Origin of the sequence: Bradyrhizobium sp. SMVTL-02 (genome assembly GCF_051853005.1) — a bacterium.
Lineage (GTDB): Bacteria > Pseudomonadota > Alphaproteobacteria > Rhizobiales > Xanthobacteraceae > Bradyrhizobium.
Genome location: NZ_CP182469.1, coordinates 2,560,695 through 2,573,838, shown reverse-complemented (window position 1 = coordinate 2,573,838; position 13,144 = coordinate 2,560,695). Strand labels below are relative to the sequence as shown.

Here is a 13,144-nt window from a genome sequence, read left to right as displayed (position 1 = left end):
CATGAATCAGCTAGGCGGCCGGTTCCGCATATTCAAGCGGTAGGGACGAAGGCCGGCAATAGGCTCGCGCGTTAATGCTACCGGCGTGACGCAAAAGTCACAGCCATCGAAGCAGGAATTCTACGGAGTAGAGCGCGAGCCCGGCGAGCCCGCCGATCAACGACCCGTTGAAACGGATGTATTGCAGGTCACGCCCGATGTTGATTTCGATCAGCGAAATCAGCTGCGACATATTCCACGCCTTGACCTGGTCGGAGATGAAGGTCGAGACGCCGCTCTTCTGGTCGGCGACGAAGCTGCGCAGCACCGTCACCAGGCCCTTGTTGATCTCGCCCCGCAGCTCGGCATCGCCGGCAAGCGCCTCGCCTGCCGAGACGAACATGGCGGCGAGATGATGCTGCAGGACCTGCGTCTCGCCGCTCGCGCTGCGCTCGATGAAGGCGCGCGTGTTGGCCCAGACGGTGCGGGCGAGATCGGCAAGCTCCGGCCGCGCCAGCAGATCGCGCTTCAAGCCGTCGATGCGGTCGATATAGACCTGGTCGGTGCCGAGCCGGTCGACGAAGCTCAGCACCATGCGGTCGAACTCGCCGCGGAACGGATGCCTGGGATCGCTGCGCACCTCGTTGAAGAAAGCCGTGGCCGAGGCCACGATCTTGTTCACCAGAAACTTGTCGGCGCGATAGAGATTGAGCAGCGTCGGCAACTCCGCGCGCACCTTCTCGCGGATCATCGCCATCGTCTCTTTCTGGTTCAGCGTCTCGTGCATCACGCGCAGGAGATCGTCGAACAGGATCTGATGCCGCCCCTCCGCAACGAAGCCACGCAGCGTACCGGCCGCGAGCGGGGCGAGGTCGATCGCCTCGAGCTGCGAGGACATGCGGCGGATGATGAAGGTCATCAGGCCGGAGCTTTCCGTCGCGGAGACGGCCTCCGGCAACAGACGCAGCGCGAAGCGCGCGAGGTCATCGCTGCGCTTGCGGTCGCGCAGCCAGTCGGCGACGAAGGAGCCGAAATCGATCTCCTTCAGCTTGGCCTCGACGGGACCGGCCTCGAGGAAATGCACCTGGATGAATTCGCCGAGCTTGTCGGCGATGCGGGCCTGGTTGCTCTGGATGATCGCGGTGTGCGGGATCGGCAGGCCGAGCGGACGTTTGAACAGCGCGACGACCGCATACCAGTCGGCGAGGCCACCGATGGTCGCGGCTTCCGCGAAGGCCGCGATGAAGCCGAACACGGGATGCACGGGAAGCAGCCATTTCGCGACGATGAAGAGCAGAAGCGTCGAGGCCAGCACCAGCGTCGCCAGCGCCTTCACGCGGCGCAGCTCGGCCGCACGTTCGGCGTCGCCGGGGGTGTCGAAGGAGAAGGTCGCGGGTGCGTTCATGGCTGCGTCACAGTACTCGTCATTGCGAGCGAAGCGAAGCAATCCAGACTGCCTCCGTCAAAAGACTCTGGTTGCTTCGTCGGCAGCAAAAAAATTGCTCCGCAATTTTGTCGCGCGCTCGTCGCAATGACGGCGGCGCAAAACAAAAAACAAAGGCCCGCCGAAGCGGGCCTCAAATTCAGTTTCTACTCAGGGCGCCGGATCAGGCGGTCTTGTTGTAGACCTTGGCGAAGTTGTCCTGAGCGGACTTCGCGCCGTTGGCGGCGAGCTTGCCGAGATAGTCGGCGGTCGCCTTGGCGCGCGAGACGAAAGCTTCGCCCCGGGCGCGGAGCAGGCTCGACTGGATCTCGACGGCTTCGCTGACCGACTTGGCGGACGCGAGCTTGTCGATGCCCGAGAAGAACGCCTCGGCGTCCTCGTAGATCGCCTGCTGGATGTTGCGGCTGATCTTGCCGGCTTCAGTGACGGACTCGGTCACCGCGTTCTCGACGGCGGCGGTCACGCGCTCGGAGCCAGCGAACACCTCGGCCGCACGGTCCTTGGCGGTGTTGGCAGTCTTCTTGACGAATTCGCGGGCGGCCTCGGGAACTTCCAGGTTCTGGATGTTCTTGAAAGCGTCCTTGAAGCCCTCGAAAGCGGTGTTGGTTTCAGTGGTCATGGGGTTCTCTCCATCCTCATTGGTCTGAGCTATGGGCTCACCCCGTCCGCATGGCCCGGGGCACGGCTTATATGGCACCGCTAATTGTGCAACGCAATATTCGCATTGCACTGCGATATCACGAAATCGTGAACAGCCTCAGCGGAAGGCATCGTGGTGCCTCTCTAGCCAACCAGCCCCGCGATCAGCCCGTTCCGGACCTAATGCGGACGCGCTCTTAATCCTGGACGGCGCCTGGTAGCCCATAGGCCTCCATCTGGGCCTGGACCTGCGCGATGTTGTGGCCGAGCACGACCATGTCATGGGTCTTTCCGTCGACGTCCCGGACATGGTCCCGCAGCAGCGCCTCCGCCTTGAAGCCGAGGCTTTCGAACAGGGCGATCGCCGCCTGCTGATCAACGGTCATCTGAACCGAGAGCTTTTCCAGGCCCGCCCCAAGCGCGAGGGCAAAGGTCTCCTGCGAGAGCGCCTTGCCCACGCCCTGGCCGCGGACCTCGGGCGAAATGACCATCCGGATCTCGCCGACATGGGGCGACCAGGAGTGCGGATCGCGGACCAGCGTGCCGCAGCCGACGACCTTGCCGTCCCTGACCGCGAGCAGGCTCGTGATCGCCCCCCTCTCGATCTCCTTGACCCAGGCCGACAGCACCTTGGGCTCGCTGATGTTGCGCGGCAGGAACAGCAGGTCGTGGGTCGGCAGGCCCTTGCCGAACGCCAGCACCGCGGCCTCGTCCGCTGGCGACATCAAACGGATCTCGATATCGCCGGCGTCGGTCTTGACGTGGCGCGGATAGAAACGCTGCTCGCTCATGTCGATCTCTTCCCCAGCCAGGAATCCAGTTTCGGCCACAGCCGCTTCACGGCGTTGGCGCCGGCGACCAGCGAGACGTGACCGCCCTTCAGCATCACTTCTTCCTTGTCCGCCGAGCCGATCTTGGCGATCAGGTGCTTGGCGGCGTGATAGGGCACGATGTGGTCGTGCTCTGCGACGGCATGCAGGATCGGCACCTTGATGTTCTCGAGCTTCGCCTCGCGGCCACCGACCGACATGTGGTCGTTGAACAGCTTGTTGTCCCACATCAGGTCCTTGGTGATGGTGCGGAAATATTCGCCGGCCAGCGGCAGCGTGTCGGTCGCCCAGCGGTCGAACATCCGATACGACTTCACGAACTCGTCGTTCCAGATGTTCTCCCAGAGCTGGATCTGGCTCACCGTGCGTGAGGCCGGCCGCAGCATCTCGAACGAGGACAGGATCATCTCCGGCGGCACGTTGCCGACGCTGTCGACGAGGTGGTCGACGTCGAAATAGCGGCGGTCGGAGAAATTCGAGAACAGCTTCATCTCGCGAAAATCGATCGGCGTGGTGAAGCAGATCAAGTTCTTCATCGGCCCGTCCTTGTGGATCGAGCCGTAGAGCAGCGACAGCACGCCGCCGAAGCAATAGCCGATGACGGAGACATCCTTCTCGCCCGAATCCTGCTGCACGCGGCGGATGCAATCCGGGATGAAGTCGAGGACATAGTCCTCCATCCGCAGGCTCTTCTCCTCCGGCCGCGGCGCGCTCCAGTCGAGCATGTAGACGTCGTAGCCACGCTTCAGCAAGAACTCGATGAAGCTCTGGCCGGGCACGAGGTCGAGGATGTAGCCGCGGTTGGTGGTCGCCATCACGATCAGCACCGGCACGCGGTAGATCTCGTCGGACATCGGCCGGTAGTGATAGAGACTCATGGTGCCGCGCGAATGCAGCACGTCCTTGGGCGTCGAGCCGAGCGAAGGGCCAGAGGTCGAGAAATATTCGACGCCCTTGATGCTGCGCTGGATCGCGCGCTGCACCTCGGACTGGATGCGCTCCGGGATGGACGCGAAATCAAGTCCCGCCTGCGCGTTCATGTCTGTCCTCCGTTTTCGTCGGGCGGACGCTTGGTGCGCGGCGGCCGCGGCGCAGCATCGAAGCTTTGCGAGATTCCGGAACTTGCCGCGATCTGGCTCAGCATCGACTTCATCTCGCTGACCTGGGCCTCGATCGACTGCAGCCGCTCCGCAAGCCCCGTCACCTGCTCGCGGCTCGGCAGATTCATCGCAACGAGATATTTCTCCATGAGCTCGCCGACCTGTTTCTGAGCACCTGCAGCAACGCCGCCCGCGCGGTTCAGGGCTTGAGAAAACTCCGGCGAGGACATGGCCTGGTTGGCGAAGGAGTTGAACCCCTTCTCCATCTCACCCATCATCTTCTGCCACATGGCGACCGGGTCGTTGGTCTTGTCGGTCATCGGCGTCCTCCTGGTATCGAGAGCTGCGATGCTCTTCTTTTTCGCCATACCACACCGTTGCGCGGGGCCGGTCAACCGGCAAGCGGCGGCCCCGTCGTCGCGCAGGCGCTTCTTTGCGGCGGCAAACCGTGCGATACAGCAGCGATCAGCAGGAGGGACCCGTGACCGCCCATCAGCCGCCCCAGACCGTCCGCGCCAACGGCATCGACATCTGTTACGAGATCTTCGGGAACGACAATGCCGAGCCGCTGCTGCTGATCATGGGTCTGGGCGCCCAGATGATCCATTGGGACGATGCGTTCTGCGAGCAGCTCGCCGCGCGCGGCTTCCGCGTGATCCGCTTCGACAATCGCGACATCGGCAAGTCCAGCCATCTGACGGGCGGCAAGCGGCTGACGCCGCTCGAGCTGCTGAAGCTGCGCTTCCTCCGGATTCCCGTGGCCGCAACCTACAAGCTGATCGACATGGCCAGGGACACGGTCGGCCTGATGGATGCGCTCGGCATCAAGTCGGCGCATCTGGTCGGGGCCTCCATGGGCGGCATGATCGCGCAGGAGGTGACGCTGTCGTTTCCGCAGCGCGTGCGCTCGCTGACCTCGATCATGTCGACCACGGGGAATCCGCGCATACCGCCGCCGACCCGCGAGGCCGCGGCGATGCTGATGGCGCCGCCGCCACGCAGCAAGGAGGAGTTCATGGTCCGCTTCGGCCAGACCTGGAAGGTGCTGCGCGCCGGGTCGTTTCCGGAAGAGGAAGCGCTCGATCCCGGCCGCGCCGAGCGCGTGTTCGCGCGCGGGCTCAATCCTGCCGGCGTCGGCCGCCAGCTTCGCGCCGTGCTTGCCTCCGGCAGCCGCAAGGAGCGGCTGCACGCCGTGAGGACTCCGACGCTCGTCATCCACGGCACCGTCGATCCGCTGGTCCATCCTGAAGGCGGCAAGGACACCGCGGCGTCAATTCCGAACGCGAAGCTGCTGATGATCCCGGGCATGGGCCACGCGCTGCCGATGCGCTTCTGGCCGGAGATCATCGGCGCCATCGACAAGCACGCGCATGGCGCAGCCGCGCGGGCGGCTTAAAACGGTGGCCTAAGCTTTCTTCGCGATCCAGATCACGTGGCGCGCGCCGCCGCCTCTGCCGGTCGCGCGGACGTTGACTTCGTTCACATCGAATCCGGCGGTGCGAAGGCGCCTGGTGAATGTCGGGTTCGGTCCTGACGACCACACACCGAGCACGCCGCCCGGCCGCAGCGCAGCCATGGCCGCCGTCAACCCGCTCGCATTGTAGAGCGCATCGTTGCCCTTGCGTGTCAGTCCTTCCGGCCCGTTGTCGACGTCGAGCAGAATGGCGTCGAACGCTGACCGGTGCGCGCGGATGATTTCGCCAACATCGATCTCCCGGATGCTGACCCTGGCATCATCGAGGCTGCCGCCGAAGACCTCTGCCATCGGGCCCCGCGCCCAGGCGACGACCGACGGGACGAGCTCGGAGACCACGATCTTCGCCTTATCCCCGAGCACGGCGAGCGCCGCACGCAACGTAAAGCCCATGCCGAGGCCGCCGATGAGGACGACCGGCTTTGCGACCTTCTCGATCTGCTTTGCCGCGAGCGTTGCCAGCGCGGCCTCCGAGCCCGACAGACGGCTGTTCATCAGCTCGTTGCTGCCGAGCTTGATGGAAAACTCCTTGCCGCGCCGCATCAGGCGGAGCTCTTCGTCGGAGCCGGGGATTTCGGCGGTGTCGATCTTTTCCCAGGGAATCATGCGCAAGCTGTAGCACGATCGGACGAACAATCACCCATCCGCCCAGACGTCGAGCACATAACGGTTCTTCGCGCCCATCTCCTCGATCCAGCGGGCGCTGGCGGCGGCCTCGCTGCCGCTTTTCTCACGATGGATCGCAACCAGCGCGGCCTTCACGTCTGGCTCCATTTTCCCGCCATCGCCGCAGACATAGATGATCGCGCCCCGCTCGATCAGCGGCCAGACCCTGTCCTGTTGTGCGGCGAGTACATTCTGCACATAGGTCTTTGGTCCATCCGCACGCGAGAATGCAGTGAACAGCTCGGTGATGCCAGCCGACGCCAGCGCTTTCAGCTCGTCCGCGTAGAGAAAATCCTGATCGGGATGGCGGCAGCCGAAGAACAGCATGGCCGGGCCGAGCGTGGCCCCCTTCGCCTTGCGCGCCGCGCGCTCCTGGAGGAAGCCGCGGAATGGCGCAAGTCCCGTGCCCGGGCCGATCATGATGATCGGCACGGACGGATCGTCCGGCAAGCGGAAGCCGGCCTTGGTCTCGCGCACGGTGGCGTAGATCGTATCGCCCGCGCGGCGATTGGCGAGATAGTTCGAGCAGATGCCTTTGTAGATGCCGCGGCCGGAGGCGGCCGGACCCTCGACCACGCCGACCGTGACGCTGCATCGTGCCGGGTCGACCGACGGCGAGGACGAGATCGAGTAATATCGCGGTGCCAGCAGAGAGAGCATTTCCAGATAAGCGTGGAACGGCAGTTCGCAGGCGGGATATTCCAGCAGCAGGTCGAACACCGATTTGCGTCTCGCCAGGATCTCGCTACGGTAGCGCTCGAGCGTCTCAGGCTCCTCGCCGACGAAGCCCAGCAGCTTCGGCTTGGTCATCGGGCAGCGGGTGTGATCGGCCATGATCTGGATCTGCTTGCGGGTCGCGACCTGCTGCAGCTCGACGAACTCGCTGAGCAGGCGGCCGACCGACACCGCTTCGCCGACCGGCAATTGCGCACGGCGGCCCTCGGCGACCTGAAGCCTGATCTGGTCGGCCGGCAGGAAGCCGAAACGGCGGGCGACCGAGTCCACCAGCGTAGGATCGTTGCGCGGGACGACGCTTAAGTGATCGCCGACACGGTAGGTCACGTTGGACGGTAGCTGCACCTCGATGTGACGCGTCGAACGCTCCGACGGGTTGGGACCGCTCTTGTTCTGGAGCTCGTCATTGACCAGCACCTTCATCGCCACCGCACCACCCTGGGCGACGATGGTGTTGACGGCGGTCACCGCGACAGGCTCGATCGCGTAAAGGGGATCGTCCTCCGCCGTGCGGGTAAAATTCCAGTCGATGCCGAACTCCTTGGTCGCGACTTGCGCGGCCGCCGGGAACCATTTCTGGAACTGGCCATCGAGATCGCTGCGCGCATCGCCCTCGCCGCGCGGATAGACCGCGCGGGCGCCGTGCTTCGACAATTGCTCGTCGATGAAGCGCGGCACCGATTGATAGGTCGCCGCCCAGTCGCTGTTGCCGCAGCCGAACACCGCGTAGCGCACGCCGGCGAAAGCATCCTTCGGCAGATCCTCGCCGAGCCATTTGACGAACTGCGTGGCATTGTCGGGCGGCGCGCCGTTGTAGGACGCGCAGATGATCAGCACGCCGCCCTCCTGCGGCAGCTTGCCGACATACTCGTCGAGCGGGCCGAGATGCACGGCAAAGCCGTTGATCTCGGCGAGGTCCGCCATGCGCGTCGCGAGCTCCTCGGCGGTACCGAGATTGGAGCCGTAGAGCACCAGCATCGGCGTGTTGTGGCCAGGTCGCGTGGTGGACAGGCGCTGCGCCTTCGGCGCCGAAAGAGCCGCGACAGGCCCGCCATAGGCGCCGCGCTCGCGATCGGCGCGCGGACGCACCTTGATCTTGAAGCCTTCCGGCTTGATCGTCAGGGTTTCCTTCAGGTGCATCTGGTAGCGCTGGTGGTCGATCAGCCTGAAGCGCTGCAGGATCATGCCGAGCGCAAGCGCCGCCTCGTGCATGGCAAAGCCGCGGCCTATGCAGGCGCGCTGACCGTTGCCGAACGGCTTCCAGGCATTGATAGGCCGTTTCGCTTCCGCCTCGCGGGTGAAATTCTCGGGATCGAAGGCATCGGGATTGGGTCCCCACACCGAGGGATCGCGATGCAGCGCTGTCACCAGGATGGTGACGAACGTGCCCTTCCTGAGCTTGTACCTGCCGCCGCCGATGGTCTCGTCCGCGAGCGGCGAGATGCCATAGGCCGGCGCCGGCGGCCACAGCCGCAGCGCCTCTTTCAGGATCTGCGTGATGTAGGTGAGCTGCGTCACCTGCTGGTAGGTCGGCTTCGCATTGAGGTCGGGACCGAAGACGCGGTCGACCTCGTCATAGGCCTTCTTGAGGATGTCCGGATGCTTGAGCAGCGCGTAGAGCGTGTAGGACAGCAGGCCGCTGGTGGTCTCGTGGCCCGCGATCAGGAAGGTGTTGATCTGGTAGCGGATGTTGACGTCGTCGAGCTGCTCGCCGGTCGAGCGGTCGACGCCGGTCATCATCGCCGCGAGCATGTCCTTCTTGTCGTCGATCCCCTCCGCGCTCTTGCGGCGCTCGGCGATGATCTCGTCGACCATCCTGTTCATGAAGGCGACGTCCTCAGTGAGCGTCTTGCGGCGTTTCTGCATCCAAAGCTGCTCGAACGGCAGGCCGCGCGTCATCATGATGGTTTCGAGCGAACGCACCAGCGACTCGACGAAAGGGTGGTAATCGCGCCGGTAGAACGAATTGAAGCGGTAGTCGAAGCCGCACAGGCCGATCGTGTCCAGCGTGAGCGCCGTCATGTCATGGACGACGTCGATCTCGTCGTCGGCGTTGAGCCGCTCCCATTTCTGGACGAGCTGCTCGGCGATGTCGACCATGCTCGGATGATAGGACTGCATGGCGCGGTTGCCGAACGGCTGCAGCAGGATGTTGTGCGCCTTGCTCCAGTTCGGCTCCCTGGTATCCGCGGTGAACAGGCCGTCGCCACCGACTGCACGCACGCGCCGCAGCGCGCCGCGCACCGTCTTGTCGAAACGCTTCTCGTCGGAGAGCTCGTCGACGAGATCATGGCCGGAGACGACGACGATCGGCGAGCCCATCATGTCGAGCCAGAAGATCGGGCCGAGCTCCTTGGCCAGCCGGGTCAAATGCTGCACGGGCGCCGCCGAATCCAGCGACAGCATGTTGCCGACCACCGGCTTTGTCGGCGGCTGCGGGATCGGGTCCAGACGGTTCTTCGATGACATCGAAATGTAGCCCCCTGCCTCAATGTCGTCATTGCGGGCGAAGCGAAGCAATCCGGAAATATATCCGCGGCGACAGTCTGGATCGCTTCGTCGCTTCGCTCCTCGCAATGACGAGTTCGCAATGACGAGCTAGCCAAACCGCCGTCTACGCCATTCGATCAGCTTGGCGCTGACCTCTTCCGGCTTCTCCTGCTGCGTCCAATGGCCGCTGTCCTTCACGAGATACTTCTCGAGGTCGGCGATCAGCTTCTCCATGCCGTCGGCCGCCGACGGCGGCAGCACGGCGTCGTTCTCGGCCATGATCATGAGTGACGGAACGTGGATGTGATGGTCGAGCCCCTTCGAGCGTTCCCAATTGCGCGTGAAATTGCGATACCAGTTGATGCCGCCGGTGAAGCCGGTCTTCGTAAACGTGTCGACGAACACCTTCTTCTCCTCCGCCGACAGGATCGGCGTGCGCGGATCATGTCTGGCGTCGTAATTCGCGATCATCTGCGGGAACGCCAGGTTGATGCGTGGCGAAGCACCGATGCCGGCAATCGGCTGCTCCTCGGGCGCGCCCGGAGGGCGCGCGGCCGGCTTGCGCATGAAGGCATCGAAGGTCTCTTCGACGCGGCTGCCGAAAATCCTGTCCGGCTCGCGCGCGGGATCCTGGAACTGGACGATGTACATGTGGTCGCCGAAGCGCTGGCGGAACAGCGCGATCGGGTCGACCGGCGCGCGGTCCCAATGTGGGGTGTTGACCCCGACGACGCCGGCGACGCGCGAAGGATGGCGCAGCGGCATCTGCCAGACGACGAAGCCGCCCCAATCGTGGCCGACGAAGATCGCCTTGTCGATGCTGAGGTGATCGAGCAGCCCGACGAGGTCACCGGTCAGATGCTCCATGTCGTAGTCCTCGACCGGCTCGGGCCCGTCGGTCGCGCCATAGCCGCGCTGGTCCGGTGCGATCACGCGGATGCCGGCTTCGCTCAGCGCCTTGATCTGGTGGCGCCAGGAGAAGGCGAGCTCGGGCCAGCCGTGGCACAGCACGACCGGCGGCTTGTCGTCGGCCGGGCCAGCCTCGTAATAGCCCATGCGGATTCCGTTCGTCGTCGCGAACTTGAGCGGAGGCATTTCAATCATCGCACTATTCCTACTCAGCAGCGCCCTTGATGTCCGCCGACGGCGGCATGTAGGCCGCCTCCAGCGCGGCAAACTCCTCCGGGAGCATGTCGCACATCACCTGCACGTGCGGAATGATGTTGGCGCCGACGATGAAGCCGAAGTCGAGCTGGTCGCGATAGCTCTGCACGGTGATGTTGAGCGCCTGCCCATGCGTCGAGATCGACACCGGAAAGATGTGCAAGAGCTCGGCACCGGCGGCGTAGAGCGTCTGCCGCGGCCCGGGCACGTTGGAGACCGTGATGTTCGCGGCCGGCGGCAGCACGTCGGAGAGATTCGAGCGGCTGTAGAGCAGCGCCAGGATCTGCACCATGATCGGCGCGCCCAACATCGAGATGTTGGAGACCTGGGGCATCAGCGCGCGCAGCGGATGCGACATTTCCTTGGACTTGGTCGATTGCGCGATGATCGCCTCGAGCCGCGCCTTGGGATCCTCGATGTTGGTCGCGATCGAGCAGATCATGCCGAACACCTGGTTGTTGGCCTCGGTGTTGCCCTCCTCGCGGAGCGAGATCGGCACCGCAGCAGTCAGGGATTTCGCCGGCAAGGTGCCATATTGCAGGAGATAACGCCGGACCACGCCGGAGGCGAGCGCGAGCACGACGTCGTTGAGCTTACCGCCGGCCTGCTTGGCCAGCGTCTTCGCCCGCGACAGCGAGATCGACACGCCGGCAAAGCTCCGCTCCGACGAGATCGTCTTGTTCAGCATGGTCGGCGGCGACACCATGCTGGCAAGGCTCTCGCGCGACTTCGGATCGGCGATCTTGCCGAGCACGTCTGACACGCTCTTGAGAACGGTCGGGATGTTGCCGGCGAAACGGACCGCGCTCTCGATCTGGTACATCGCATTGTCGAACAGGATCGAGCCGATGTCGCTCTTGCCGGTGCGCGGCAGCTGCAGGTTCTTCGCCGCCTGCGAAGCATCGAGCGGCTGGCTGAACAGCTGCTGATAGGAATCTAGCAGGTTCGCGGCGATGTCGCGCGGCTCCTGGCCGGGCCTGGTTCCTCCCGTCGGCGGCTCGACTTTCCGCGGGATCGGAGAGATGTCGTAGATCATGTTGGTCAGCGCCGCGCCGGCGCCGCCGTCGATCGCGGCATGGTGCATCTTGGAATAGAGCCCGACCTCGTTGTCCTTCATGCCCTCGAACACGTAGAACTCCCAGAGCGGGCGGGCGCGGTTCAAGAGCTTGGCATGCATCCAGCCGACGATGCGCTCCAGCGTGGCGCGGTCGCGCGGCTGCGGCAGGCTGGCGCGGAAGATGTGACGATCGATGTCGAACTGGTCGTCCTCGACCCAGGAGGGATGGTCGATGTCGAGCGGCGCCTTCTCCAGCCGTGCCTTCAGGATCGGCGCGATGTGCAGGCGCGAGACGATCATCGCCTTGAAGTCTTCGAAGAAGTCGCCCTTGTAATCGTCGGGCAGGCGGAAGATCGCCATGCTCCCGACATGCATCGGCATTTCCGGCGTTTCCAGATAGAGAAACGACGCGTCAAGCGACGACAGCTTCTTACCGTCAGCCATGGTTCCCTCCCGAGTATTCGACGGGCGCCTTGGCGGCACTTCTCGTCAGGCCGATACTGCCCGCTCCGGCGGGGCATATGCAATGGCAAAGGGCCCCACGCGGTCAAATGGCCAGAACTCTCCCTCCGGTTGCGCCAGGCGGTCCGCCACGGCCCACAGCACCGCGGGGTTCACACCGAGCCCGATATGGCTCGCCAGGTGCACCTCGATGTTCTCGGCACGGTCGGAGGGGCGGAGCAGGCATGTCCGCCAGTTCACGATACCGTCGGCACGCGAATAGATCGACGTCGCCGGCACCGGCAGGTCGCCGGCGATCGCTTGGCGCGCTTCCGCCAGGTCCTCGACCCGCTCGCCGGACAGCGCCTCGTAAAGCCGCGTGGCATTGGTCGCGCGCACATCGTTGGCAAAAGGACTGCCGAGCGTGACGACGTATCGAACCATGTCGGGCGCCCGGAGCGCGAGATCGCGGGCATAGACGCCGCCGAGGCTCCATCCGACCAGACTGACCTTGCGCCCGCTCGCGGCATGGATTTCGGCGAGACGGGCGCGCAGCGAATCCCGCATCCGCTCCAGCCCGCCGAGATTGCGGCCCATCCGCAAGGCCTGCGCCTCATAGCCGAGCTCGTTGAGATACCGCCGCAGCGGCACCATCGAAAGGTCGCTGGCGAGGAAGCCCGGCAATGCCAGCACCGGATGGCCGTCGCCCCTCGGCGCCCGCATCAGGAGCGGCGAGAGCAACAGGCTCGCATTGAGCTCGAACAGTCCGCGGCCTTCGGCCAGCAGCAGGCCGAGAGCCGGCGGACGAAGCCGGCCTGGATCCTCCTCGCCGTCCCGCCCGGACTGCACTATTTCTTCTTGTCGCTGCTGCGCGGGCTGCCGAGACCAGCCATGGTGACGAACATGTCCTGAAACCGCTCGGCGATCTTGGGATCGAAGGTGAACCAGCTCTGGATCAGCGATTCCGGGGAGACCTTCTCGATATTGCTGAGGACCTGCTGCTGCAGCTTGTCCATCACCGCCGTCTGCATCGGCGCCACATCGGGCAATCCGAAGAACTGGCGGGCCTCGAGGGGCGTGCAGTCGATTTCGATGTTAACCTTCATGTCCCCTCCGATGAGATTC

At 64.5% G+C, this 13,144-nt stretch carries 12 protein-coding genes; 1 reads left to right on the top strand and 11 read right to left on the bottom strand.

The window, feature by feature from the left end; translation table 11 throughout:
- Positions 1 to 97: 97 nt before the first annotated feature.
- The 5 genes from ACNJYB_RS12000 to ACNJYB_RS11980 form a co-directional block, all read right to left on the bottom strand.
- Positions 98 to 1,384, bottom strand: coding sequence for a DUF445 domain-containing protein (locus tag ACNJYB_RS12000; RefSeq protein ID WP_439374149.1), 1,287 nt, complete (start codon positions 1,382 to 1,384; stop codon positions 98 to 100).
- 202 nt (positions 1,385 to 1,586) lie between these two features.
- Positions 1,587 to 2,042, bottom strand: a complete 456-nt coding sequence (locus tag ACNJYB_RS11995) for a phasin (protein WP_183245594.1) — start codon at positions 2,040 to 2,042, stop codon at positions 1,587 to 1,589.
- 217 nt (positions 2,043 to 2,259) lie between these two features.
- Positions 2,260 to 2,853: a GNAT family N-acetyltransferase gene (locus ACNJYB_RS11990; protein WP_439374148.1), complete on the bottom strand. Its 594-nt coding sequence runs from the start codon at positions 2,851 to 2,853 to the stop codon at positions 2,260 to 2,262.
- Positions 2,850 to 3,932 (bottom strand): PHA/PHB synthase family protein, encoded by a 1,083-nt coding sequence (locus ACNJYB_RS11985; RefSeq protein WP_439374147.1) that lies wholly within the window; start codon positions 3,930 to 3,932, stop codon positions 2,850 to 2,852. Before ACNJYB_RS11985 ends, ACNJYB_RS11990 begins: the two co-directional genes overlap by 4 nt.
- Positions 3,929 to 4,312: a hypothetical protein gene (locus tag ACNJYB_RS11980; RefSeq protein ID WP_439374146.1), complete on the bottom strand. Its 384-nt coding sequence runs from the start codon at positions 4,310 to 4,312 to the stop codon at positions 3,929 to 3,931. The genes ACNJYB_RS11985 and ACNJYB_RS11980 overlap by 4 nt, the downstream gene beginning before the upstream one ends.
- A gap of 161 nt (positions 4,313 to 4,473) precedes the next feature.
- Here ACNJYB_RS11980 and ACNJYB_RS11975 point away from each other — a divergent pair, with 161 nt between their 5' ends.
- Positions 4,474 to 5,388 (top strand): alpha/beta fold hydrolase, encoded by a 915-nt coding sequence (locus tag ACNJYB_RS11975; RefSeq protein WP_439374145.1) that lies wholly within the window; start codon positions 4,474 to 4,476, stop codon positions 5,386 to 5,388.
- A gap of 9 nt (positions 5,389 to 5,397) precedes the next feature.
- Here ACNJYB_RS11975 and ACNJYB_RS11970 read toward each other — a convergent pair whose 3' ends face one another.
- The 6 genes from ACNJYB_RS11970 to ACNJYB_RS11945 form a co-directional block, all read right to left on the bottom strand.
- Positions 5,398 to 6,072, bottom strand: coding sequence for a spermidine synthase (locus ACNJYB_RS11970; protein WP_439375537.1), 675 nt, complete (start codon positions 6,070 to 6,072; stop codon positions 5,398 to 5,400).
- 30 nt (positions 6,073 to 6,102) lie between these two features.
- Complete coding sequence (locus ACNJYB_RS11965; protein ID WP_439374144.1) at positions 6,103 to 9,336, bottom strand: bifunctional cytochrome P450/NADPH--P450 reductase; 3,234 nt, start codon at positions 9,334 to 9,336, stop codon at positions 6,103 to 6,105.
- Between the two features lie 129 nt (positions 9,337 to 9,465).
- Positions 9,466 to 10,461 (bottom strand): alpha/beta fold hydrolase, encoded by a 996-nt coding sequence (locus ACNJYB_RS11960; RefSeq protein ID WP_439374143.1) that lies wholly within the window; start codon positions 10,459 to 10,461, stop codon positions 9,466 to 9,468.
- A gap of 10 nt (positions 10,462 to 10,471) precedes the next feature.
- On the bottom strand, positions 10,472 to 12,022 hold the full coding sequence (locus ACNJYB_RS11955) for a WS/DGAT/MGAT family O-acyltransferase (RefSeq protein ID WP_439374142.1): 1,551 nt from the start codon (positions 12,020 to 12,022) through the stop codon (positions 10,472 to 10,474).
- 45 nt (positions 12,023 to 12,067) lie between these two features.
- Positions 12,068 to 12,868, bottom strand: coding sequence for an esterase/lipase family protein (locus ACNJYB_RS11950; protein ID WP_439374141.1), 801 nt, complete (start codon positions 12,866 to 12,868; stop codon positions 12,068 to 12,070).
- Complete coding sequence (locus ACNJYB_RS11945; RefSeq protein ID WP_018648137.1) at positions 12,868 to 13,125, bottom strand: DUF6489 family protein; 258 nt, start codon at positions 13,123 to 13,125, stop codon at positions 12,868 to 12,870. The genes ACNJYB_RS11950 and ACNJYB_RS11945 overlap by 1 nt, the downstream gene beginning before the upstream one ends.
- Positions 13,126 to 13,144 lie beyond the last annotated feature (19 nt).